At 72.3% G+C, this 19,996-nt stretch carries 20 protein-coding genes; 8 read left to right on the forward strand and 12 right to left on the reverse strand.

What is annotated here, in order from left to right; all coding sequences use genetic code 11:
* Positions 1–58: 58 nt before the first annotated feature.
* The 3 genes from NRP21_RS12965 to NRP21_RS12975 all read left to right on the forward strand — a co-directional run bounded on the left by NRP21_RS12965 (position 59) and on the right by NRP21_RS12975 (position 3,417).
* Positions 59–637, forward strand: coding sequence for a DUF3035 domain-containing protein (locus NRP21_RS12965; RefSeq protein WP_257716623.1), 579 nt, complete (start codon positions 59–61; stop codon positions 635–637).
* Positions 638–718: 81 nt separating this feature from the next.
* Positions 719–2,158, forward strand: coding sequence for a M16 family metallopeptidase (locus NRP21_RS12970; RefSeq protein ID WP_257716624.1), 1,440 nt, complete (start codon positions 719–721; stop codon positions 2,156–2,158).
* Positions 2,155–3,417 carry a M16 family metallopeptidase gene (locus NRP21_RS12975; RefSeq protein WP_257716625.1) on the forward strand — a complete coding sequence of 421 codons (1,263 nt, stop codon included), beginning with the start codon at positions 2,155–2,157 and terminating at the stop codon, positions 3,415–3,417. The genes NRP21_RS12970 and NRP21_RS12975 overlap by 4 nt, the downstream gene beginning before the upstream one ends.
* A 439-nt stretch (positions 3,418–3,856) precedes the next feature.
* Here the strand turns inward: NRP21_RS12975 and NRP21_RS12980 are convergent, their stop codons facing one another.
* The 5 genes from NRP21_RS12980 to NRP21_RS13000 form a co-directional block, all read right to left on the reverse strand.
* Positions 3,857–4,612 carry a superoxide dismutase gene (locus tag NRP21_RS12980; protein WP_456300237.1) on the reverse strand — a complete coding sequence of 252 codons (756 nt, stop codon included), beginning with the start codon at positions 4,610–4,612 and terminating at the stop codon, positions 3,857–3,859.
* Entirely contained in the window at positions 4,579–5,292 is a 714-nt protein-coding gene (locus NRP21_RS12985) for an ABC transporter permease subunit (protein WP_257716626.1), read from the reverse strand. Before NRP21_RS12985 ends, NRP21_RS12980 begins: the two co-directional genes overlap by 34 nt.
* On the reverse strand, positions 5,289–6,386 hold the full coding sequence (locus tag NRP21_RS12990; RefSeq protein ID WP_257716627.1) for an ABC transporter permease subunit: 1,098 nt from the start codon (positions 6,384–6,386) through the stop codon (positions 5,289–5,291). Before NRP21_RS12990 ends, NRP21_RS12985 begins: the two co-directional genes overlap by 4 nt.
* Positions 6,383–7,459 carry an extracellular solute-binding protein gene (locus NRP21_RS12995; RefSeq protein ID WP_257716628.1) on the reverse strand — a complete coding sequence of 359 codons (1,077 nt, stop codon included), beginning with the start codon at positions 7,457–7,459 and terminating at the stop codon, positions 6,383–6,385. Before NRP21_RS12995 ends, NRP21_RS12990 begins: the two co-directional genes overlap by 4 nt.
* Before the next feature lie 107 nt (positions 7,460–7,566).
* On the reverse strand, positions 7,567–8,808 hold the full coding sequence (locus NRP21_RS13000) for an ABC transporter ATP-binding protein (RefSeq protein WP_257716629.1): 1,242 nt from the start codon (positions 8,806–8,808) through the stop codon (positions 7,567–7,569).
* Between the two features lie 66 nt (positions 8,809–8,874).
* Here NRP21_RS13000 and NRP21_RS13005 point away from each other — a divergent pair, with 66 nt between their 5' ends.
* Positions 8,875–9,894, forward strand: coding sequence for an enoyl-CoA hydratase/isomerase family protein (locus NRP21_RS13005; RefSeq protein WP_257716630.1), 1,020 nt, complete (start codon positions 8,875–8,877; stop codon positions 9,892–9,894).
* A gap of 9 nt (positions 9,895–9,903) precedes the next feature.
* On the opposite strand, the gene NRP21_RS13010 is transcribed toward NRP21_RS13005, so the two are convergent.
* Positions 9,904–10,473: a chalcone isomerase family protein gene (locus NRP21_RS13010; RefSeq protein ID WP_257716631.1), complete on the reverse strand. Its 570-nt coding sequence runs from the start codon at positions 10,471–10,473 to the stop codon at positions 9,904–9,906.
* 85 nt (positions 10,474–10,558) lie between these two features.
* Positions 10,559–11,446: an S-methyl-5'-thioadenosine phosphorylase gene (locus NRP21_RS13015; protein ID WP_257716632.1), complete on the reverse strand. Its 888-nt coding sequence runs from the start codon at positions 11,444–11,446 to the stop codon at positions 10,559–10,561.
* Between the two features lie 216 nt (positions 11,447–11,662).
* On the opposite strand from NRP21_RS13015, the gene NRP21_RS13020 reads away from it, so the two are divergent.
* Positions 11,663–13,447, forward strand: coding sequence for a sensor domain-containing phosphodiesterase (locus NRP21_RS13020; protein WP_257716633.1), 1,785 nt, complete (start codon positions 11,663–11,665; stop codon positions 13,445–13,447).
* A 71-nt stretch (positions 13,448–13,518) separates the two neighbouring features.
* Here NRP21_RS13020 and NRP21_RS13025 read toward each other — a convergent pair whose 3' ends face one another.
* The 3 genes from NRP21_RS13025 to petA are packed head-to-tail and all read right to left on the reverse strand — an operon-like array spanning position 13,519 to position 16,216.
* Complete coding sequence (locus NRP21_RS13025; protein ID WP_257716634.1) at positions 13,519–14,316, reverse strand: cytochrome c1; 798 nt, start codon at positions 14,314–14,316, stop codon at positions 13,519–13,521.
* The gene (locus NRP21_RS13030; RefSeq protein WP_257716635.1) at positions 14,316–15,593 is read right to left on the reverse strand and encodes a cytochrome b; all 1,278 of its coding nucleotides are present in this window, start codon (positions 15,591–15,593) and stop codon (positions 14,316–14,318) included. The genes NRP21_RS13025 and NRP21_RS13030 overlap by 1 nt, the downstream gene beginning before the upstream one ends.
* A gap of 11 nt (positions 15,594–15,604) precedes the next feature.
* Positions 15,605–16,216 (reverse strand): ubiquinol-cytochrome c reductase iron-sulfur subunit, encoded by a 612-nt coding sequence (gene petA / locus NRP21_RS13035; RefSeq protein WP_257716636.1) that lies wholly within the window; start codon positions 16,214–16,216, stop codon positions 15,605–15,607.
* Between the two features lie 211 nt (positions 16,217–16,427).
* Here petA and hemF point away from each other — a divergent pair, with 211 nt between their 5' ends.
* Positions 16,428–17,348, forward strand: a complete 921-nt coding sequence (hemF, locus tag NRP21_RS13040) for an oxygen-dependent coproporphyrinogen oxidase (protein ID WP_257716637.1) — start codon at positions 16,428–16,430, stop codon at positions 17,346–17,348.
* Between the two features lie 327 nt (positions 17,349–17,675).
* Positions 17,676–18,653, forward strand: a complete 978-nt coding sequence (locus NRP21_RS13045) for a Bug family tripartite tricarboxylate transporter substrate binding protein (RefSeq protein ID WP_257716638.1) — start codon at positions 17,676–17,678, stop codon at positions 18,651–18,653.
* A gap of 74 nt (positions 18,654–18,727) precedes the next feature.
* On the opposite strand, the gene NRP21_RS13050 is transcribed toward NRP21_RS13045, so the two are convergent.
* Both NRP21_RS13050 and NRP21_RS13055 read right to left on the reverse strand, forming a co-directional pair.
* On the reverse strand, positions 18,728–18,943 hold the full coding sequence (locus NRP21_RS13050) for a hypothetical protein (protein WP_257716639.1): 216 nt from the start codon (positions 18,941–18,943) through the stop codon (positions 18,728–18,730).
* A 3-nt stretch (positions 18,944–18,946) separates the two neighbouring features.
* Positions 18,947–19,153 carry a hypothetical protein gene (locus NRP21_RS13055; protein WP_257716640.1) on the reverse strand — a complete coding sequence of 69 codons (207 nt, stop codon included), beginning with the start codon at positions 19,151–19,153 and terminating at the stop codon, positions 18,947–18,949.
* 162 nt (positions 19,154–19,315) lie between these two features.
* On the opposite strand from NRP21_RS13055, the gene NRP21_RS13060 reads away from it, so the two are divergent.
* Positions 19,316–19,933, forward strand: coding sequence for a tyrosine-protein phosphatase (locus NRP21_RS13060; protein WP_257716641.1), 618 nt, complete (start codon positions 19,316–19,318; stop codon positions 19,931–19,933).
* Positions 19,934–19,996 lie beyond the last annotated feature (63 nt).

Genomic DNA, 19,996 nt, shown 5'->3' on the forward strand with positions numbered 1-19,996 from the left:
ACAGGTCAACGCACCCTGTTCCCGCACAGCTTACATTCTTGCTAGAGAAGCGGCCGCCATGACCTCTCGCCCCCTCCTCCTGGCCCCGCTGCTCGCCTCCTCCCTGCTGGCCCTCGCCGGCTGCGGCGGGGACACGGCGCGCACGCTCGGCCTGACCCGCGACGCCCCGGACGAATTCCAGGTCGTCACCCGCGCCCCCCTCTCCATCCCGCCCAGCCTCGGCGACCTGCCGCCGCCGCGCCCCGGCGCGGTGCGCCCGCAGGAACTCTCGGCGCGGGAGCGGGGTGAGAGCACCCTGGCCCCCGCGACCCTTCTGGGCGAGGGCCGGACGGACCGCCCCTCCTCTGCCGAGGCCGCGCTGCTGTCCCAGGCCGGCCGGGCCTCCGGCGCCGGGAACGTGGACGACAGCATCCGCCGCCGCGTGGACGAGGAGAGCCTCCGCCTCGATCGCCCGCAGCAGAACGTTGTGGAGCGCCTGATGTTCTGGCAGGACCCGCCGCGCCCCGGCACGGTGGTGGACCCGCAGAAGGAATCGCAGCGCCTGCGGGAGAACTCGGCCCTCGGCCGTTCCCCGGAGGATGGCGAGACGCCGATCATCCAGCGCCGCCAGCGCGGCCTGCTGGACGGCCTGTTCTAGGATGCGGGCCGGCCCGGGTTTTCACAAATGCGAACCCGGCCGGCCATTCCCGCGCGCCCCTCGCCCCCCCACATGCCGGGAATGCCATCCCTGACCCGCCGCGCTGCCCTGGCCGCCGCCGCGGCAACCCCTGCCCTGGCCCGCCGCCCCCCCGCCGCGCCGGCGCCCGCCCCCACCCCCGCCCCGCTGGCGGCCCCGGCCGCCGTGCCGGCCCCGCAGCCCATCCCGGCCGAGAGGCCGCTCTTCGGCGCCAATCTCTGGCGCATGCCGAACGGGCTGCGCGTGGCCCATGTCGGCACGCGCGGCGCGCCCGTGGTGGCGCATTACCTGTTCTACGGTGTCGGCGCCGGGGATGATCCGGAGGGCCGCTCCGGCCTCGCCCACTTCCTCGAGCACATGATGTTCAAGGGCAGCGAGCACGTGCCGGACGGCGAGTTCTCCCGCCGCGTGGCACGGGAGGGAGGGCAGGACAACGCCTTCACCTCCCGCGACGTGACCGCCTACCACCAGACAGTGGAGGCTACCCGGCTGAAGCTGGTGGCGATGATGGAGTCGGACCGCCTCCGCGCGCCCCTCTACCCCGCGGAGGGAGTGGAGACCGAGCGCGCCGTGATCCTGGAGGAGCGGCGCCAGCGGACCGACAGCAACCCGCGCGCCCGCTTCCGCGAGCTGTATGACGCCACCATGTGGGGCCGCCAGCACTGGCGCGGCCGCCCCATCATCGGCTGGCAGGACGAGATCCGCGCGATCACGCGGGACGACATCGTCGCCTTCCACCGCCGCTGGTACAACCCGGCCAATGCCGTGCTGGTCGTGACCGGCGCGGTGGAGGAGGCGGCGCTGCGCCGCGTGGTAGAGGACGAGTACGGCGGCGCCGAGGGCGGCGAGCCGATCGCGCGCCGCCGGGCGGAACCGCCGCCCGCCCCGCTGGAAGCCCGAATCGTCCGCAACGACCCCGGCGTGCGGGAGGCGCAGATGCTGCGCTCCTGGATCGCGCCGACCCTGACCTGGGGCCGGACGGAGGCCGACAAGGACCATGCCCATCCGCTGGAGGTGCTGGCGCATCTCCTGGGTGGCGGCCCGGGCTCCCGGCTGCACCGGGCGCTGGTCCAGGGCGGCCTCGCGATCGCGGCCGGCGCTGGCTACGACAGCGACGAGTTGGGCGCGGATTCCTTCGCCCTCTACGCCACCCCGCGCGGCGACACGACGCCCGCGAGGCTGGAGGCCGCCATCGAGGAGGAGGTCTCCCGCCTGCTGGACCAGGGCGTGACGGCGGAGGAGGTGGCGCGCAGCCAGCGCCAGCTCACCGCCGGGGTCATGCTCTCGCTCGATGGCATCGGCGCCGCCCCGCGCCTGCTCGGCGGGGCTCTGGCCATCGGCCTGCCCGCCGAATCGGTGGAGCACTGGCCCGCCCACATCCGCGCCGTGACGCCGGAGGCCGTGATGGCCGCCGCCCGCGCCGTCTTCACTCACCCCTCCCTCACGGGCTGGCTGCTGCCGGAGGGCGTGCGCGCACCATGACCGACAAGGTTCCCAGCGGCTTCACCCTGCCCGTGCAGGTGGTGGAGTCGGCCGGCGTGACCGGCTGGCTGGCCGAGGATCACTCCGTTCCCGTCGTCTCCCTCGCCTTCTCCATCCCGGGCGGCGCCGCGCTGGACCCGGCGGGGCAGGAGGGCGCGGTGGCCCTGGCCGCCGCCCTGCTGACCGAGGGCGCGGGCGAGCTGGACGCCAACGCCTTCCAGGAGGCGATGCGCGACAACGCCATCTCCTTCAACTTCTCCGCCGACCGGGACGAGTTCTCCGGCAGCTTCCGCTGCCTCAGCGATGCCCTGCCGGAGGCCACGCGCCTCGCCCGCCTCGCGCTCACCAAGCCCCGTATGGAGGCGCAGGACGTTGAGCGGGTGCGCGCCCGCGCCATCGCCGGTGCCCGCCAGGCGCTGGAGAATCCGCGCGGCCAGGCCGGGCGCGCCTTCTGGGCCGCCGCCCTGCCCGGTGCCTATGGCCATCCGCCGGGCGGCACGGCCGAGACCATCGCCACCCTGCCCGCCGATGCGCTGCGCGGCGTGCCGGCGCGGCAGCTCCGCAAGGGCGGCCTTCTCGTCGCAGCCTCCGGGGCCATCACGGCCGACGGGCTGCGCGGCGTGATGTCCGCCCTCTTTGGCGACTGGCCGGCGGAGGAGCCCGCCGGCATCCCGCGCATCCCGCCCTTCTCCGCCACCGGGGTGGCCGTGCTGCCGATGGAGAGCCCGCAATCCGCCGCTGTCTTCGGCCACCAGGGCCTGGCGGTGGACGACCCGGACTGGGAGGCGGCGGGCGTGGTCATGCGCGTCCTCGCGGGCGGCGGCTTCTCCTCGCGCCTCATGCAGGCGGTGCGGGTGGAGCGCGGCCTGGCCTATGGCATCGGCGCGGGGCCGGAGCCGGTGGCGGGGCGCAGCCTCATCGTCGGCGCGGTGGCCACTGAGAATGCCCGCATGGCCGAGACCCTCTCCGTGCTGCGCGGCGAATGGGCGAAGATGGCTGCCTCCGGCCCTACGGCGGCGGAGCGGGAGGAGGCGATCGCCTACCTCACGGGCAGCCAGCCCCTCTCCTTCACCTCCACCCGGCAGGTGGCGAACATCCTGCTGGCCCTGCGGCGGAACAACCGCCCGCTGGACTGGCTGGCCAACCGTCCCGCCCGGCTGGAGGCGCTGACGCGCGAGAGGCTGACGGCGGTGGCGGCGCGGATCCTGTTGCCGGATTCACTCGCCGTCGTGGTCGCCGGCAGGCCCGTGGGGCTTTAGCGAGGGCTGGCGAAACCCTATCCCCATTGAATCCTTTTCGTTTTTCCCTGGCCGGCGTTAGATTCGGGCCGGGGAATCGTAAAGGGGGATCAATGCGAAGCATCGTTGTCGGGGCAGCGCTTCTCGTCGCTGCCGGATCGGCGCAGGCGTCGGACTGCAACTCACCGAACCCTCCGGGGCCGTATCTGGTGAAGGTGGGCGAGAATCGCGGGGCGCTGCACTACGCCATGCTCTGGCGTTCCCGCCCTGAAACACCGCGCGCGGCATCCATGTCGTGCCTGCCCGCCCTCAGGGAGAGGGCCCCGCAGAAAGTCTCGGCCGTGATGCCGAGAGCCGAACGGGAGGCTCGCCAGCCCCGCCGTGAGAGGCGAACGCCCTGATAGGGATCTGAGGGGATGAATGCGGTCCGGGAAGGCATGGCCTTCCCGGACGAGCCGCCTCAGACGCCCAGCGTCCCGGCCTTCGCGGCCGCGTAGCGCTCCGCCACCCGGTCCCAGTTCACCACGTTCCACCAGGCGGCCAGGTAGTCCGGCCGGCGGTTCTGGTACTTCAGGTAGTAGGCGTGCTCCCACACGTCGTTGCCGAACAGCACCCTTTGCCCATCCATCAGCGGCGTGTCCTGGTTCGGGCGGGTGGTCAGGGCCAGCTTGCCGTCCCGCGTTGCGGTCACGAACACCCACCCACTGCCGAAGCGCCCGGCGCCGGCCGCGTTGAAGTCCGCCTTCATCTTGTCGAAGCCGCCGAGGTCGCGCGTGATCGCCTGCGCCAGGTCACCCGTGGGCGCGCCGCCACGGCCACCCATGACAGGCCAGAACATGCTGTGGTTGGCGTGCCCGCCGGCATTGTTGCGGACCGTGGTACGGATGGATTCCGGCACCTGGTCCAGCTTCGCCAGCAGATCCTGCAGCGGCAGGGCGGCGAGTTGGCCGTGGTCCTTCAGGGCGTTGTTCAGCGCGGTGACGTAGGCCTGGTGGTGGCGGCCATGATGGATCTCCATCGTCTGCGCGTCGATATGCGGCTCGTTGGCGTTCGGCGCGTAGGGCAGTGGCGGCAGGCTGAAGGGGCCGGCCGGGGCGGGCGTCTGGGCCTGGGCGGACCGGGCCAGGGCAACCGCGGCCAGGGCGGGGATGCCGGCCAGGACGGCGCGGCGGGAGGGAGTGGTCAGGGCGCGTTCTCCTCGATGCTTGGGGCTGATCGCCCGGGGGAAACGTCGGGACCGGCCGGGCGTGGCGCCCCCCGGCCGAGCAAGAACGCGACAGCAAGCACGATGGCGACGAGCAGCGGTGTCAGCGGGGCCACGGTCCCGGCCAGCAGCGCCGTCGGCAGGGTCTGGGCGCCCAGCAGGACGGCGGGGGCGCTCTCCCCCAGGGAAAGGGCGAAAACCAGCGCGGCGCCAAGGGCCATGGCGCGCAGGAAGTGCGGGCGCAGCAGCCGCCGCGCCGCCAGCTCCGGCTCAGCCCCGCAGGCCTGCGCCGCCCGGTACAGGCGGGGATCCACGCGGTCCAGCGCCGCCAGGATGATGGCCGCGACCAGCGGCGCGCCCAGCAGGGCGTGCCACAGCGCCAGGCCGGGCAGCCGGGCTTCCCCTCCTAGCCGTTCCGCCACGAGGAGCAGGGCGGCCGCGGGAAGGACGGTCGGCAACAGCACCGGCATGGCGATCAACCCGAGCGCGAGGCCCCGGCCGAGGAAGCGGCCGCGCAAACCTGCCCCGGCCATGGCGCCGAGCGGCGCACCTACGGCGGCAGCGGCGAGGGCGACGAGAAGGCTGTTCCCCAGCGGCTCCGCCACCGCCTGCCCCGCGCCCCTCGCCAGCAGCAGCCCCACCAAGGGTGCCAGGAGCAGGAGGATGAGCAGGAGGGAGAGGGGGCGCCTCAACCCCGCATCCCCCGGCGCAGCAGGAAGGCCGCGGGCAGCACCGGCAGGAGAAGCCAGGCGGCCAGGGCGCCGGCCTGCCCCCAGTCCCCGGCGCGCGCGGCGGCGGCCAGCGCCCCGGCCGTCAGGGATGCTCCCGGATCCAGCAGGCCCGGCGCGATGAAGCCCCCCAGCGCCTGCGCGAAGACAAGGGCGCAGCCCACCGCGATCCCCTGCCGGGCGAGCGGCAGGCGGATGCGCCAGAACACCTTGCGCGGCGGCAGGCCGAGCGCGGCCGCCGCGCGCGGCAGGCGCGGCCCGGCCCGGCGCAGGACGAGCGCGATCGGGAGCACCATCAGCGGCAGCAGCCCGACCGTGGTGGCGAGAAGCGCCGCGCCCGGCCCCGCCTCCAGCAGCGCAGCCCAGCCGGCGACCCGCGCCGCCTCCCCCGCGAACAGAGGCAGGAGGGTCAGGGCGGCCAGCGCGGCGGCCCGGCGCGGCGATGCCTCGGCGATCCACCGCGCCAGCGGCCAGGCGAGGAGAAGGCAGCCCAGCACCGCCAGCGCCGCCGCACCCAGCCCGCGCGCCAGGATCGCCCGTGCGTGCGGCCCTTGCCGGCTGTCCTCCAGCCCGCCCTCCGCCGTGACGCGCAGCCCGGCCGCCGCCAGAAGGTGGAAGCCGGATACGCCCGCACCAGCACGGCGCAGCGCCACCCAGCTCTCCGCCTCGCCCCAGGCGGGATCGGCGACGAGGATAGCGGCGGCGCGGGTGGTGCGCGTCTCGGCCGCGCGCTCGGCGGTGCCGGGCAGGACCTCGCGCAGGGCCGGCACGTCGGCGGCCAGGCGCTCCGCCGCCCGCCCCATGGCCTCCGCCCCGGCAGGCCCCGCCGCGCGCAGGGCGGCCAGGTCCGCTGCCAGCGCCTCGAAGGCCATGTCGTCGGGTAGGCCGGTGCCGTCCCACTGGCGCAGCACGCGCAGGGTGCGCGGCAAGGCGGGCGCCACCTCCGTCTCGGCCGTGCCGCGCCAGACCAGGGCACCCAGCGGCACCAAGGCGCCAAGCAGGACCAGCAGCGCCAGCGGTGCCGCCAGCAGCGCGGCGCGAAGAGAATCCGGCCTCAACGCTGCGGGGCGCCGTTCGCCCAGGCGGAGAAGCGGCGCTCCAGCGGGTCTAGGTTGGCGCGCCAGAAGGCGTCGTCGATCCGCAGCGCGCCGCGGACGTTGTCGGGCGCGGTGGGCAGGTTGGCCAGCACGTCGTCCGGCAGCCCGCTCTCGGCTCCCTTCGCCGTCACGCCGTAGGGGATGCGCGGGGGCAGCCCGGCCTGCACGGCGGGGTCCCCCACGAAGCGCAGGAAGGCCAGGGCGCGCTCCCGGTTCGGGCTGCCCTTCAGGACCGCCCAGCTGTCCTGCGCCAGCAGCTGCCCGGACCAGACGATGCCGAGATCGGCCGAATCCTCGCGGTTGGCGGTATCAATACGGCCGTTATAGGCGACTGCCATCGCCACCTCGCCGGCCATCAGGGCGCGCGGGGGCTCGCTGCCCTGGTCCCACCAGCGGATGGCCGGGCGGATGGTGTCCAGGCAGCGGAAGGCGCGCGCCACGCCGGCATCCGTGGCCAGGGCGGGATAGACCTCCTCCGGCGCCATGCCGTCGCCAAGCAGGGCGATCTCCAGCGTGGTCTTGGCGCCGCGGCGCATCCCGCGCGGGCCGTGGAAGCGCGCGGTATCGAAGAAATCGGCCCAGCCTTCCGGCGCCACCCCGCCGCGGCGGTAGGACAGGACGAAGCCGTAGAGGATGTTTCCCACGCCGCATTCCGTCAGCGCGCCCGGCACATAGCGGTCCGCGCCGCCCACATCCTCGGGCCGGATGGGCTCCAGCAGCCCTTCCTTGCAGCCCAGGAGCAGCTCGTCGCCCTCCACCTGCACAAGGTCCCAGCGGGCCGTGCGGGCGCGGTCGCGCAGCGATTCCATGCCGCCGTCCCAGGTCTCCTCCAGCAGGCGCGCGTTGGTGGCGCGCTGGAAGGGGCGGAAGAAGACCTCGCGCTGGGCGTCCTGGTAGGCCCCGCCCCAGGAGACGACGGTAAGGTCCCGCGCCTGGGCCCGGGCCCCCGGCGCGCAGGCAAACAGGCCCAGCGCGGCCGTGCCGAGCCGCCTGCGCGCGATGCGCCACGCCGATGGAGGCCCATGCTGGGGCATCGCCGCCTCTCGCCCGTCCTGTCGGTATTTCGCACAGCTTAACCCAGGTAGCACGCCAGGCGAACCGCCCCAGGACGCCCATTGCGATGCCGAGCGCGTGATTCCCCTCAGGAGGCGTCCCGATGCACCTGCGCGGCCGAGAGGTTCCAGGCGATGGAGGCCACCTCGCCCGGTTCCGGCAGGGGAAGGCCGGGCGGGCGGTGAGCCACGAGCTCGCCCCCCTCCCCGACCGCCAGCCTCAGCCGCACCTGGCCACCGGCGAAGCGCGACTCGACCAGCCGCGCCGCCACCGCGTCCTCTCCCATCGCCTCCGGCGGCAGGGGGGCGACGGCCACGTGCTCCGGCCGGATCACCAGCGTGCAGTTCGCGCCCGGCAGGGGGGATCCCTCGGGGCCCGTCACCGACAGGCCGGTCGCCTCAAGCCCGCAATCCAGCCGCACCAGGCAGACCCCGTCCTCCACCGAGAGGACGCGGCCGGGCAGGCGGTTGCAGGGGCCGGTGAGCGCGGCCACCACCGGGTCGGCCGGGTTCTCGTAGAGCCCCTGGGGCGTGCCGGCCTGCCGCGCGCGCCCGCCTTCCAGCACCACCATCCGGTCCGAGAGGACCGAGGCCAGCGCCGGATCCCGCGCGGCGTGCAGCACCGTCAGCCCCAGCGCCCGCCGCAGCTGGGAGAGGTCGGCGGCCAGGGCCTCGCGCTCCTCCCCGTCCAGCCCGCGCAGCGGGTCGTCCAGCAGCAGCAGCGCCGGGCCGTGCACCGTGGCGCGGGCCAGGGCGACACGGAGCTGGCGCGCGGGGGAAAGGGCCGTGGGGCGGAGGCGGGCCAGGGAGGGCGGGACGCCCCAGCGCTCCAGCATCGCGGCCGCGCGCTCCTCCCGCCCCGCTCGGTCCACTCCGCGCGCCTCCAGCGGAAAGGCCGCGTTCGACAGCACGTCCATCTCCGGAAAGAGGTCGGGGCTGTCCGAGACGAGGCCGATGTCGCGCCGCCAGGGCGGCAGCCGCGCCTGCCGCTCTCCCTTGATGAGGATTCGTCCAGCGTCGGGCTGCAGGAAGCCGGCGACCAGTTCGATCGCCACGCTCTTTCCCGCACCGGCCGGGCCGAGAAGGGTGAGGAACTCTCCCTGTTGGAGTTGCAGTTCCAGCCAGGCGAGGGCCTGCGTCCCCTCGGCGTGCCCGGCCTTCCGTACCCCGTCCAGCACCAGCACGGCCTGGCCTGGAGCGGCCGCCGACCGGGCCGCCTCCTGGGCCGCCCCCTGGTCTGCCCCCCGGCCGAAGACCGTGCCTTCCGTGCCGAAGCCGACGAGTTGCTGCGCCATGGGAAGAGGGATCGCGGCGTGGCGCGGCGGTGTCAACCGTATCGGCCTTGCCGGCACGGGCAACGGCGGCTAGCCGGTGGAGAAACAGGGGGCGAAACGACAATGGAGCAGGCTGTGTCGGGCGTGGTGGCCCGGATCGAGGGGCGGGCGGGCACGATTCTGCTAGACCGCCCGCGGGCGCTGAACGCGCTGGACCAGCCCATGATCGACGCGCTGGCGGATGCCACGGCGCGCTTCCGTGAGGACCCGGCCGTGGATCTCGTGCTGGTGGAGGGCGCGGGCGGCCGCGCCTTCTGCGCCGGCGGCGACGTGCGCGCGATCCGCGACGCCGCGTTGGCGGCCGATCGGGCGACCATCGAGCGCTTCTTCTCCTCGGAATACGCGCTGAACCGCGCCATCGCGGAGTTCCCGAAACCCTGGATCAGCCTCATCGACGGCGTCTGCATGGGCGGCGGCATCGGCGTCTCCGTCCATGGCAGCCACCGGGTGGTGACGGAACACGCGCTGATGGCCATGCCCGAGACGGCCATCGCCCTTTTCCCGGATGTCGGCACCTCCTTCGTGCTGCCGCGCCTGCCCGGGCGGCGCGGCGCCATGGGCCGGTGGCTCGCCCTCACCGGCGCCCGGCTGCAGGGGGCGGAGGCGGTGGAAGCGGGGCTGGCCACCCATTTTGTCCCGCGGGAGCGCTTGCCGACGCTGCGCCAGGCGCTGCTGGCGGGGGATGCCGGGGCGGTGACCCACCGCGCCGCCGCCGTGCCACCCGGCCGGATCGAGTCGGAGCGCGCGGCAATTGAGCGGTGCTTCTCGCCGGACGACCTCGTCTCCATCACCTCGGTGCTTGCCGCGGAGGGCACGGACTGGGCGCGGGCGCAGTTGGAGATCCTGCGCCGCATGTCCCCCACCTCGCTCGCGGTGACGCTGGAGCTGCTGCGGCGCGGGGCGGGGATGGACCTGCCGGCCTGCCTTGCCATGGAACTGGCCCTGACCCGCGGCGTGACAGCCCATCCGGACTTCGCGGAGGGCGTGCGTGCCGTCCTGGTGGACAAGGACAACGCGCCGCGCTGGCAGCCGGACTCGATCGGCGCGCTGGACCGCGACGAGGTGCTGCGGCTGTTCGGCTGATCCGGGCTCTCAGTCCAGCCCGAGCAGGCCGCGGCGCATCCCATTGCTGCCCGAATCCGGGCCGATGAAGCTGGCCAGCATCATCCGGCCCTGATGGGCGGTGACGCGGACGGGCGCCTCCCCGGCATAGGCGATCTCCCCGCGGTCGGCCAGGAAGAGCCAATCCTCCACCTGCCCGGCCGGCAGGTCGCGCAGGCGGGCGCGGAAGTCGGCCGGCATCTCGCAGCCGCAGCCCTCGCGGAAGCCATCCTCCCAGCCGCTCACCAGCCGGCTGCGGGGAACGGGGACGACATAGCGCAGCCGCAGCAGCTTCACCCCGGGGGAGGCGAGAATGGCCCCGTCATCCGTACTCCGCCGCTCCAGGTAGAGTGCGCCGCGGATCACGGGAATGCCGAGGAAGCGGCGCACCCCCGTTCCGTTCAGGACAAGGCGGCGCCCGGCCGCGTCCAGGCTGGCGGGTGCTTCCTGCGCTGCGGCGGGACCGGCGACCAACGCGGCAAGGGCGAGGGGCGCGAGCGCGCGGCGGGAAGGGCCGCGCCGCATGGCCGAGGACTGGTCCGCCACGCCGTGTTCCCTCATGCCGCCCCTCCGCTCCCGCTCCTGCAATGCCTGAGATGGCGTCGAGGCGGCGCTGCGCCAGATGCGGCGGGTTGGTACAGGCGCCTCAGGCCGCCTTCAGCACCCGTCCGGCCACCGCGTCCAGCTTCGCCATCAGCGCCGGGTCCCGGTTCGCTTCCGGGGTGACGATGGCATTGTCCAGCGCGCGGTCGCAGCCGGAGGGACAGGGCCCGCGCGGGGCGCCGAGCATCGGCACCACTCGGCGCACCAGCGCCTTCGCGCGGCTGGCATTCTCCGTCATCACCTTCACCACCGCATCCACCGTCACGGCGTCGTGGTCGGGGTGCCAGCAGTCGAAATCCGTGACCATGGCGACGGTGGCGTAGCAGAGCTCCGCCTCCCGGGCGAGCTTGGCTTCCGGCATGTTCGTCATGCCGATCACGTCGCAACCCCAGGCGCGGTACAACTCGCTCTCCGCCTTCGTGGAGAACTGCGGCCCCTCCATTACGAGGTAGGTGCCGCCGCGCTTGTACTTCAGGTCGATCGCGCGCGCCGCCGCCTCCATCGCGTCGCCCAGCCGCGGGCAGAGCGGGTGCGCCATGGAGACGTGCGCCACGCAGCCTGTCTCGAAGAAGCTCTTCTTGCGGGCGAAGGTGCGGTCGATGAACTGGTCCACGATCACGAAGGTGCCGGGCGGCAGGTCGCCGTTGAGGCTGCCGACGGCGGAAAGGGAGAGCACCTCGGTGCAGCCCGCGCGCTTCAGCACGTCGATGTTGGCGCGGTAGTTCAGCTCGCTCGGCGGGATGCGGTGGCCGCGGCCGTGGCGCGGCAGGAACACGCAGCGCACCCCGTCCAGCGTGCCGAAGAGCAGTTCGTCGGAGGGCTCGCCCCAGGGACTCTCCACCCGGCGCCACTCGCGGTCCTGCAGACCGTCGATGTCGTAGAGGCCGGAGCCGCCGATGAGGCCGATGACGGGCGTGATCTGGTCGGGCATCGCGGGCTCCGTTCCTGGCCGGGATGTTCAAAGCGCGCGGCCGCGCCTCGGCGCCCGTCTAGCGGAGAGGCCAGGGCGGCACCAGGGGCCGTCGGGCCCCTCAACCCGGGGTTGCTATGAGCAACTCAAGGTTGTCAAATTGCGTTGGATTCACCAATAACGTGAAGGATCACGGGCAATATGCCGGGAACCTGGGCCGGGAATGAAGCCGATCGGTTGCTGGACGTCGCCGACATCGCCTCCTTCGACAAGGTGACGGAGGAGCTGATGGGCGCCTTCGTCCGGGTTGCGAGCGACCTCGTCGGTGTCCCGATCTCCGGCGTTTCCCTCGTCGGCGAGCACGAGCAGTTCTTCAAGGCCATCCAGGGCCTGCACGCCGGCTCCACCCCGAAGGACGATGCCTTCTGCGCCTACGCCATCGAGAACCCCGATCAGGTGATGGTGGTTCCGGACCTGAAGGCGGATCCCCGCTTCGGCACCAACCCTCTGGTCCTCGACGATCCCAACCTGCGCTTCTACGCCGGTGCCCCGCTGCGCGGCGGGCGCGGCACGCCGGTCGGCACCCTCTGCGTGATGGACCGCCAGCCGCGTGAGCTGACGCCGGCCATGGTGGACCGGTTGCAGGACCTGGCACGCGGCGTCTCCGCGGCGCTGACCCTGCGGCACGCGATCCGGGAGGTGCACCGCGCCGCCCGCACCGACGCGTTGACGGGGGTGTGCAACCGCAAGGGCATGGAGGAGATGCTCGCCGAGGCCGAGCCGCGGGACTTCGGCATCCTCATGATCGACCTGGATGGCTTCAAGCCGATCAACGACACCTACGGCCACGCCGGCGGCGACCGCGCGCTGGTGGAGGTGGCGAAGCGGCTGCAGGCCACGGTGCGCTCCATGGATACGGTGGTGCGGCTCGGCGGTGACGAGTTCGTCGTGCTGGTCCGCGGGGTGGACAAGCCGGAGGCCGGGCTGGGGCTGGCCGCCCGGATCCACGCGGCGCTGGCGGACACCTTCGTCCTCAACGGCTCCCCCGTGCCGCTGCGCGCCTCCATCGGCTTCGCCGCCATTCCCTGGCACGCCGGGGACGTGCACACGCTGCTGGAGCGGGCCGATGCCGCACTCTACGCCGCCAAGCGGGCGGGGCGCGGCGTGACCCGTTCCGCCGGCGCCAGCGCGTCCGGGGAGACGGTGGGCCGCGCGGCGCTGGAAACCCGGCTGCGCGAGGCCTTCGCGCCCGGCGGCACGGTGCCCTTCCACCTCGTCTTCCAACCCATCGTGGAACTGAAGACGGGCGAGGTGACGTCGGTGGAGGCGCTGCTGCGCTGGCGCACGGATACCGGCCTCTCCCTGCGCCCCGGCGACGTGCTGCCGGTGATCGAGGGCATGGGCTATTCCGGCGCGCTGGACCGCTGGGTGGTGGACGAGGCCTGCCGGATGGTCGCGCTGGGCCACCCGCCATTCACCATCGCCATCAACGCCTCGGCCAGCACCTTCGGCATGCCGGGCTTCGACGCCCAGGTGGCGGGCGCGCTGAAGAAGCACGGCATCAGCGGCGACCGGCTGATGATCGAGATGACCGAAGGCTCGCTGGCCGGGGATGCCGATGCGGCGCTGGCCAACATGCAGGGCCTGGCAAAGCTGGGCGTGCGCGTGGTGCTGGATGATTTCGGCGGCGGGCACGGCACCCTGGCCCGGCTGCGCGGCTACCCCTTCGACGCCATCAAGATCGACCGTTCCCTGGTGACGGACTGCGCGCGGGACGCGCAGGGCACGGCGCTGATCGAGGCCGTGGCGGGCATGGCTCACGCCCTCTCCGTTCCCGCCGTGGCGGAGGGCGTGGAGGACGCGGCGCAGCTGGCCGTGCTGGCCCGCTTCGGGGTGGAGCGGGCGCAGGGCTTCCTGCTCTCTCGCCCTGTTGCCTGGGACCGGCTGGAGGAGCTGGTCGCCACCATCCCCGCCCGCGTCCAGGCGGCGCTGGAGGCGCCCACCCCCATCAGCGCGGACTGAAGCAAGGACCCCGGAAAGAAAAAAGGCCCTGCCCCGTCACCGGGGCAGGGCCTTTTCGTTGGCCGCTCCGTTCAGGGGGCCGGCTCTCTTTGGTGCAGCCGCGCCCAGATCTTCTTCTTCACCGCGAAGACCAGGCCGCCGAGGATCGCCAGGTAGATGATCATGCGCACGCCCATGGCGCGGCGCTGCTCCAGCTCCGGCTCCGCGGCCCAGGCGAGGAAGGTGCTCACATCCGTCGCCATCTGGTCCACCGTGGACTTGGTCTCGTCCGCGTAGGTCACCTGGCCCTCGCTGTTCAGCGGCGGCGCCATGGCGATCTGATGGCCCGGGAAGTACTTGTTGTAGTGCATCCCCTCGGCAATCGTGACGCCGGGCGGCGGGTCGGCGTAGCCGGTCAGCAGGGCATGGATGTAGTCCGCCCCGCCCTCGCGCGCCTTCACCATCACGGAGAGATCAGGCGGCAGGGCGCCGTTGTTGGCGGCGCGCGCCGCGGCATCGTTCGGGAAGGGCCGGCGGAAATGGTCCGAGGCGCGTGCGGGGCGCTCGAACATCTCGCCATTGTCGTTCGGCCCGTCCTGCACCTGGAACTGGGAGGCGAGCGCCGCGACCTGCCCCTCGGTCAGCCCGATCCCCCGCAGGTGGCGGTAGGAGAGGTGCCGCATGGAATGGCAGGCCGAGCACACCTCCTTGTAGACCTGGAAGCCCCGCTGGGCGGAGGCGCGGTCGAAGGTGCCGAAGATCCCTTCGAAGGAGAACTTCGTGTCGGGCAGGTGGATCTCGTCATGCCCCTGGGCCATGGCGCCCGCGGGCACCAGGGCGAGGGCGCTGAGCAGCACCGCCGCCTTCAGGGTGGAAACGCTACGGCGCATCACGCCTTCTCCATCGGCTTGGCGGTGGCGCCGGAGGGCAGTGGTCCTCCGCCCCTGTGCTTGAGGACCGAGGCCGCGATGCTCTCGGGCAAGGGCAGCGGGCGCTCGATCTTCGCCAGCAGCGGCAGGATCACCAGGAAGTAGGCGAAGTAGTAGGCAGAGCAGATCTGGGCGATGAGAATGTAGGGCTGCTCGGCCGGCTTGCCGCCCACCCAGCCCAGCACCACGAAGTTCACCGACCAGAGCAGGAAGGCCCACTTCGCGATCGGGCGGAAGCGCATGGAGCGCACCGGCGAGGAGTCCAGCCAGGGCAGGAAGAAGAGGATGACCAGCGCGCCGCCCATCATCGCCACGCCGCCCAGCTTGTTCGGGACCGCGCGCAGGATCGCGTAGAAGGGCAGGAAGTACCATTCCGGAACGATATGCGCGGGCGTCACCAGCGGGTTGGCGGGGATGTAGTTGTCGGGGTGCCCGAGGTAGTTGGGCATGAAGAAAACCAGGATCGCGAAGACCATTAGGTAGACGATGATCCCGATGCTGTCCTTGCTCGTGTAGTAGGGGTGGAAGGGGATGGTGTCCTTCGGCCCCTTCGGCTCGATGCCCAGCGGGTTGTTGGAGCCGGTGATGTGGAGCGCGGCGATGTGCAGGAACACCACGCCCGTGATCACGAAGGGCAGGAGGTAGTGCAGCGAGAAGAAGCGGTTGAGGGTGGGGTTGTCCACCGAGAAGCCGCCCCACAGCCAGGTCACGATGTGCTGGCCGACCACTGGTATGGCCGAGAAGAGGTTGGTGATGACCGTGGCGCCCCAGAAGGACATCTGGCCCCAGGGCAGCACATAGCCCATGAAGGCGGTGGCCATCATCAGGATGAAGATGACCACGCCAATCATGAAGAGCAGCTCGCGCGGCGTCTTGTAGGAGCCGTAGTACAGGTTCCGCCAGATATGCATGTACACGACGATGAAGAACATCGAGGCGCCGTTGGCGTGGGCATAGCGCAGCAGCCAGCCGTAGTTCACGTCGCGCATGATGCGCTCGACGCTGTCGAAGGCGAGCCCCGTGTTCGCCGCGTACTGCATGGAGAGGATCACGCCCGTGGCGATCATGATCACCAGGTTGATCATCGCCAGCGCGCCGAAGTTCCAGAAGTAGTTGAAGTTCCGGGGCGTGGGGAAGGTGCCGTATTCCCGCTGCACCATGGAGATCACGGGCAGGCGCCGGTCGATCCAGCGCAGGACGGGGTTCGAAACGTCGGAGTCGTGGAGGCCCTCGGCCATGGTGTCTCTCCTCAGCCGATCCGGACGCGGGTGTCGGAGGTGAAGGCGTAGGTGGGCAGGGCCAGGTTCAGCGGCGCCGGCCCGCGGCGCACGCGCCCGGCCGTGTCGTAGTGGCTGCCGTGGCAGGGGCAGAACCAGCCGTCATAGTCGCCGCGCGGGTCCGTGGGCTTCTGGCCCAGCGGCACGCAGCCGAGATGGGTGCAGACGCCGATCACGATCAGCCACTGGTCCTTGCCGGGCTTCACGCGGGCCGAATCCGGCGCCGGGTCGCGCAGCTCGCCGACGTTGACGGAGCGCGCCTCCTGGATCTCCTTGGCCGTGCGGTGGCGCACGAAGACCGGCTTGCCCCGCCACATCACCGTGATGGCCTGCCCTTCCGCGATGGGGGCCAGCTCCACGTCGGTGGAGGAGAGGGCGAGCACGTCGGCGCTCGGGTTCATGGAGTGAATGAAGGGCCAGGCGAGCACGCCCACGCCCACGGCCGCGAAGGAGCCGGCGGCGAGCTTCAGGAAGTCCCGGCGGACCGGCCCTTCCCCCTCGTGCACCGTGCCGGCGGGATCGGCATGGCGCGGACCGGGTTCGGAGGGACTCGTCTTCGGCGGGGAAGCCAGCACATCGGCCATTCGATCGCTCGTCCTGTTCTCCGTTCCCGTCCCGAGCGCCGGGCGGGCGGTTGCTTCCTCCCCCGCCGGACCGGATTGACGGGCCGGGTACGGGGCGCAGGCCCGGCACGCGCGGGCTGCGCCATGCCAAGCCGTCGATGCCGCCATATAACGGTGTGAAACGCGGGGTGGCAACGGCACGTCCCCCCGCCGCAACGTCGCGATGGCCAGAATGACACATCCCCTTCCCTCGCCCGCTCCCGTCGATCGCCCCGGCCCGGCCGACCACCCGCTCGCCGCGCCCGCCCGCGCCTGGTTCGAGGGGCTGCGCGACCGGCTCTGCGCCGCCTTCGAGGCGATCGAGGACGAGGGAACCACCGGCCCCCATGCCGGGATGGCGCCCGGCCGATTCGCCCGCACGCCCTGGCAGAGGGAGGGAGGCGGCGGCGGGGTCATGTCCGTGATGAAGGGGCGGGTCTTCGAGAAGGTGGGCGTGAACGTCTCCACCGTGCATGGCGAGTTCAGCCCGGAATTCCGCCGCCAGATCCCGGGGGCGGAGGAGGATCCGCGTTTCCTGGCCACCGGCGTCTCGCTGGTGGCCCATATGCGCTCCCCCAAGGTGCCGGCCGCGCATATGAACACGCGCTTCATCACCACCAGCCGCGCCTGGTTCGGCGGGGGTGGGGACCTGACGCCGATGTTCCCCGATTCGGCGGAGTCCCAGGAGGATGGGGCGGCCTTCCACGCCGCCTTCCGCGCGGCCTGCGAGAAGCACGATCCCGGTTACTACCCGCGCTTCAAGGCCTGGTGCGACGAGTACTTCTTCCTGCCCCACCGGGGCGAGCCGCGCGGGCTGGGCGGCATCTTCTACGACTGGCTGGGCCGTGAAGACCCGGACGAATCGCGCCTGCCCGACCACTTCGCCTTCACGAAGGACGTGGGCGAGGCCTTCCTCTCCGCCTATCCCGCCATCGTCCGGCGCCGCATGCACGAGCCCTGGACGGAGGCCGACCGGGACCACCAGCTGGTCCGCCGCGGCCGCTACGTGGAGTTCAACCTGCTGCACGACCGCGGCACGCTCTTCGGCCTGCGGACGGGGGGCAATGTGGAGGCCATCCTCATGTCCATGCCGCCGGAGGTGCGCTGGCCCTGAGGCGACTCCACCCAGAGCAGCCCCGCGCATGCTGGGCGATGCTGCCTGCAGCGAACCGCCCTAGCGGCCTCCATCGGGAAGGCCGGCGCAACGCAACTGCTCCCGCCCTGCCTCGTGGCGCTTGCGGTTCCCGAAGGTCATGTCGCGCCAGGGCGGGCAGCAGCCATTGGCCTTGTGCGGCTTGCACAGGAGGCAGCCGGCACGGGCGCTCTTCGGCTTCTTGCGTTTGAAATGCATACCCCGCCTACCCTGGCCCCGTGAGACTTGGACGGCCCGGTAACGGACTGGCACAGTCGGGGCAACGAGAGACGTCCGAGGGAAGCTTCCATGATCGCGCGCCGCACCCTTCTCGGGGCCGGGCTGGCCCTGCCCGCCATCGCCCCCGCCCTTTCCCAGTCGGCCGAATGGCCGAGCCGGCCCATCCGCTTCATCGTCCCCTTCCCCCCCGCCGGCTCCACGGACGTGATGACGCGGATCTACGGGGAGCAGCTCCAGGCCCGGCTGGGCCAGAGCATCGTCGTCGAGAACCGGCCGGGCGCGGGCGGCAACATCGGGATGGACGCGGTCGCGAAGGCGCCGGCCGATGGCTACACCTTCGGCATGGCCACGATCGGGCAGTTCTCGATCAACCAGTTCCTCTATTCCCGCATGCCATGGGACATCGACCGGGACTTCATCGCGGTGGCCCTGACCTATGAACTGCCGAACGTGGTGGTCGTCAGCAGCGCGCACTGCCCGGCGAGGACGCTGCAGGAGTTCATCGCCTGGGCGCGGGACAGGCCGCAGGGCATCAGCTACGGCAGCCCGGGGGTGGGCACCACGGCGCATCTCTCCGGCGGCCTCTTCGCCAGCCGCCTGAAACTGAACGCGGAGCACGTGCCCTTTCGCGGCGCGGCGCAGATCACCCCTGCCATGCTCTCGGGCGACCTGACCTGCGCGATCGACAACCTGGCCTCCTACATCCCCATCATCCAGGAGGGCCGGATGCGCGCCTTCGCCGTCACGGGCGCGGAGCGCTGGCCGAGCCTGCCGGACCTGCCGACCATGGCGGAGGCGGGAATGCCGGACTTCGTCATCACCTCCTGGGCCGCCCTCGTTGCCCCTGCCGGCACGCCGAAGGTGGCGGTGGACCGGATGAACGCCGCCCTGAAGGCGGTGGCGGAGGACCCGGCGGTGCAGCGGCGCTCGCTCCAGGCCGGCACGAAGCTGCTCTGGTCCACGCCGGAGGGCGCGGTGGAGCGCGGCAAGCGCGAGCGGCCGATGTGGCAGGAGGCCGTCCGGATCACCGGCGCCCGAGCGGACTGAGAAGGGCAGGTTGAGAAAGGGGCCGGGGCGGTCCTGCCGCCCCGGCCCCTTGTCCGGATCATCGGTGACGGGCCTCAGTAGCCCGTGCGGTCGCCCTTCTTCTCGGGATCATGGGTGTGGTGGCTGTCGCGCTCACCACCACCGCCTGAGACCTGGCTCTTGTCGCTGTTGGTCGCCGGGCCGGGCACGGTCTTGCCCTTCTCCCGGTGAGCTTCGCCGTGGCTGCCGCCCTGATGGCTGCTGCCGGGGCCGCCGCCGGCGTTTTCCTTGTTCTCTGTTCCCTTGACCATGGCTCAACGATCCTGCTGATAACCCTGGTGGTGGGTGTTGATGCCGGTGCTGCCGGTCGTCCCCTGCTGGCCCGGATCGTACTTGCCCCGGTTGGCGGCCGTGTTCTTGGCCTCCTTCGGGTTCACCTCCCCCTGGCCCGGGGTGCTGCCGCCGTGATGGGGCGCCTGGTTCTCGGGCGGAACCGGCGGCATGTGGGCTTTGGACGACATGGCGGGCCTCCTCTTCATCTGTCAGAGGGCGATTAACGTCCCGGCGGCGAGGGATGTTTCCCCCGGCGTTGCCCTTTCGGCCCTCCCCGCCCTATTTCCCGCCCTATGCCCCCCCGCGCCCAATATGACCTGACGACCCCCGCCGGACGCCGGGCCGCGGTGATGAATAGCCTCTTCGTGGACCACGCCATCCTTCGCCAGGGCTGGCGCAACTGGGGCGTGGTGGTGCCGGGGCGGCTCTACCGCTCCAACCACCCCTCCCCCTGGCAACTGCGAAGCGCGACGCGGCGCTTCGGGCTGCGGACGGTCATCAATCTCCGCGGAGAGCGGGTGGATTGCGGCTCCGACGCCCTCTCCCGCGCTGAGGCCGCGCGGCTTGGCCTCACCCATATCGACGCGCCCTTCGAGAGCCGCGGCGCCCCGCACCGGGACCGCATCCTGCGCCTGGCCGGGATCTTCGCGGAGATGGAGGAGCCCGCCCTGCTCCACTGCAAGTCCGGCGCGGACCGCACCGGGCTGGCGGCCGGCCTCTACCTCCTGCTCTGGGGAGGGACGAGCGCGGATGCCCTCGCGCAGCTTCACTGGCGCCACGGCCACGTCTCCGCCTCCCGCACCGGCATCCTGGACGCCTTCTTCCGGCTCTACGCGCGCCGGGCGGAGGGCCGCTTGCCGTTCCTGGATTGGGTCCGGGACGAGTACGACGAGGCCGGGCTGCGCGCCGACTTCCGCAGCCGCCCCTGGGCCGACCGGCTGGTGGACGGGGTGCTGCGGCGGGAATAGCCGCCCCAATCCCCGTGCCGATTTGCAAAAACCATATGAGGCACTAAATCAACCCGTGAAATA

Origin of the sequence: Roseomonas populi, from assembly GCF_024594815.1 — a bacterium.
Lineage (GTDB): Bacteria > Pseudomonadota > Alphaproteobacteria > Acetobacterales > Acetobacteraceae > Roseomonas > Roseomonas populi.

Bases quoted from the DNA above. Each gene is read 5' to 3' on its own strand.
- NRP21_RS12965 (WP_257716623.1), top strand. From the start codon at position 59: ATGACCTCTCGCCCCCTCCTCCTGGCCCCGCTGCTCGCCTCCTCCCTG.
- NRP21_RS12970 (WP_257716624.1), top strand. From the start codon at position 719: ATGCCATCCCTGACCCGCCGCGCTGCCCTGGCCGCCGCCGCGGCAACC.
- NRP21_RS12975 (WP_257716625.1), top strand. From the start codon at position 2,155: ATGACCGACAAGGTTCCCAGCGGCTTCACCCTGCCCGTGCAGGTGGTG.
- NRP21_RS12995 (WP_257716628.1), bottom strand. From the start codon at position 7,459: ATGCCCCAGCATGGGCCTCCATCGGCGTGGCGCATCGCGCGCAGGCGG.
- NRP21_RS13005 (WP_257716630.1), top strand. From the start codon at position 8,875: ATGGAGCAGGCTGTGTCGGGCGTGGTGGCCCGGATCGAGGGGCGGGCG.
- NRP21_RS13010 (WP_257716631.1), bottom strand. From the start codon at position 10,473: ATGAGGGAACACGGCGTGGCGGACCAGTCCTCGGCCATGCGGCGCGGC.
- NRP21_RS13015 (WP_257716632.1), bottom strand. From the start codon at position 11,446: ATGCCCGACCAGATCACGCCCGTCATCGGCCTCATCGGCGGCTCCGGC.
- NRP21_RS13025 (WP_257716634.1), bottom strand. From the start codon at position 14,316: ATGCGCCGTAGCGTTTCCACCCTGAAGGCGGCGGTGCTGCTCAGCGCC.
- NRP21_RS13030 (WP_257716635.1), bottom strand. From the start codon at position 15,593: ATGGCCGAGGGCCTCCACGACTCCGACGTTTCGAACCCCGTCCTGCGC.
- petA (WP_257716636.1), bottom strand. From the start codon at position 16,216: ATGGCCGATGTGCTGGCTTCCCCGCCGAAGACGAGTCCCTCCGAACCC.
- hemF (WP_257716637.1), top strand. From the start codon at position 16,428: ATGACACATCCCCTTCCCTCGCCCGCTCCCGTCGATCGCCCCGGCCCG.
- NRP21_RS13045 (WP_257716638.1), top strand. From the start codon at position 17,676: ATGATCGCGCGCCGCACCCTTCTCGGGGCCGGGCTGGCCCTGCCCGCC.
- NRP21_RS13050 (WP_257716639.1), bottom strand. From the start codon at position 18,943: ATGGTCAAGGGAACAGAGAACAAGGAAAACGCCGGCGGCGGCCCCGGC.
- NRP21_RS13055 (WP_257716640.1), bottom strand. From the start codon at position 19,153: ATGTCGTCCAAAGCCCACATGCCGCCGGTTCCGCCCGAGAACCAGGCG.
- NRP21_RS13060 (WP_257716641.1), top strand. From the start codon at position 19,316: ATGAATAGCCTCTTCGTGGACCACGCCATCCTTCGCCAGGGCTGGCGC.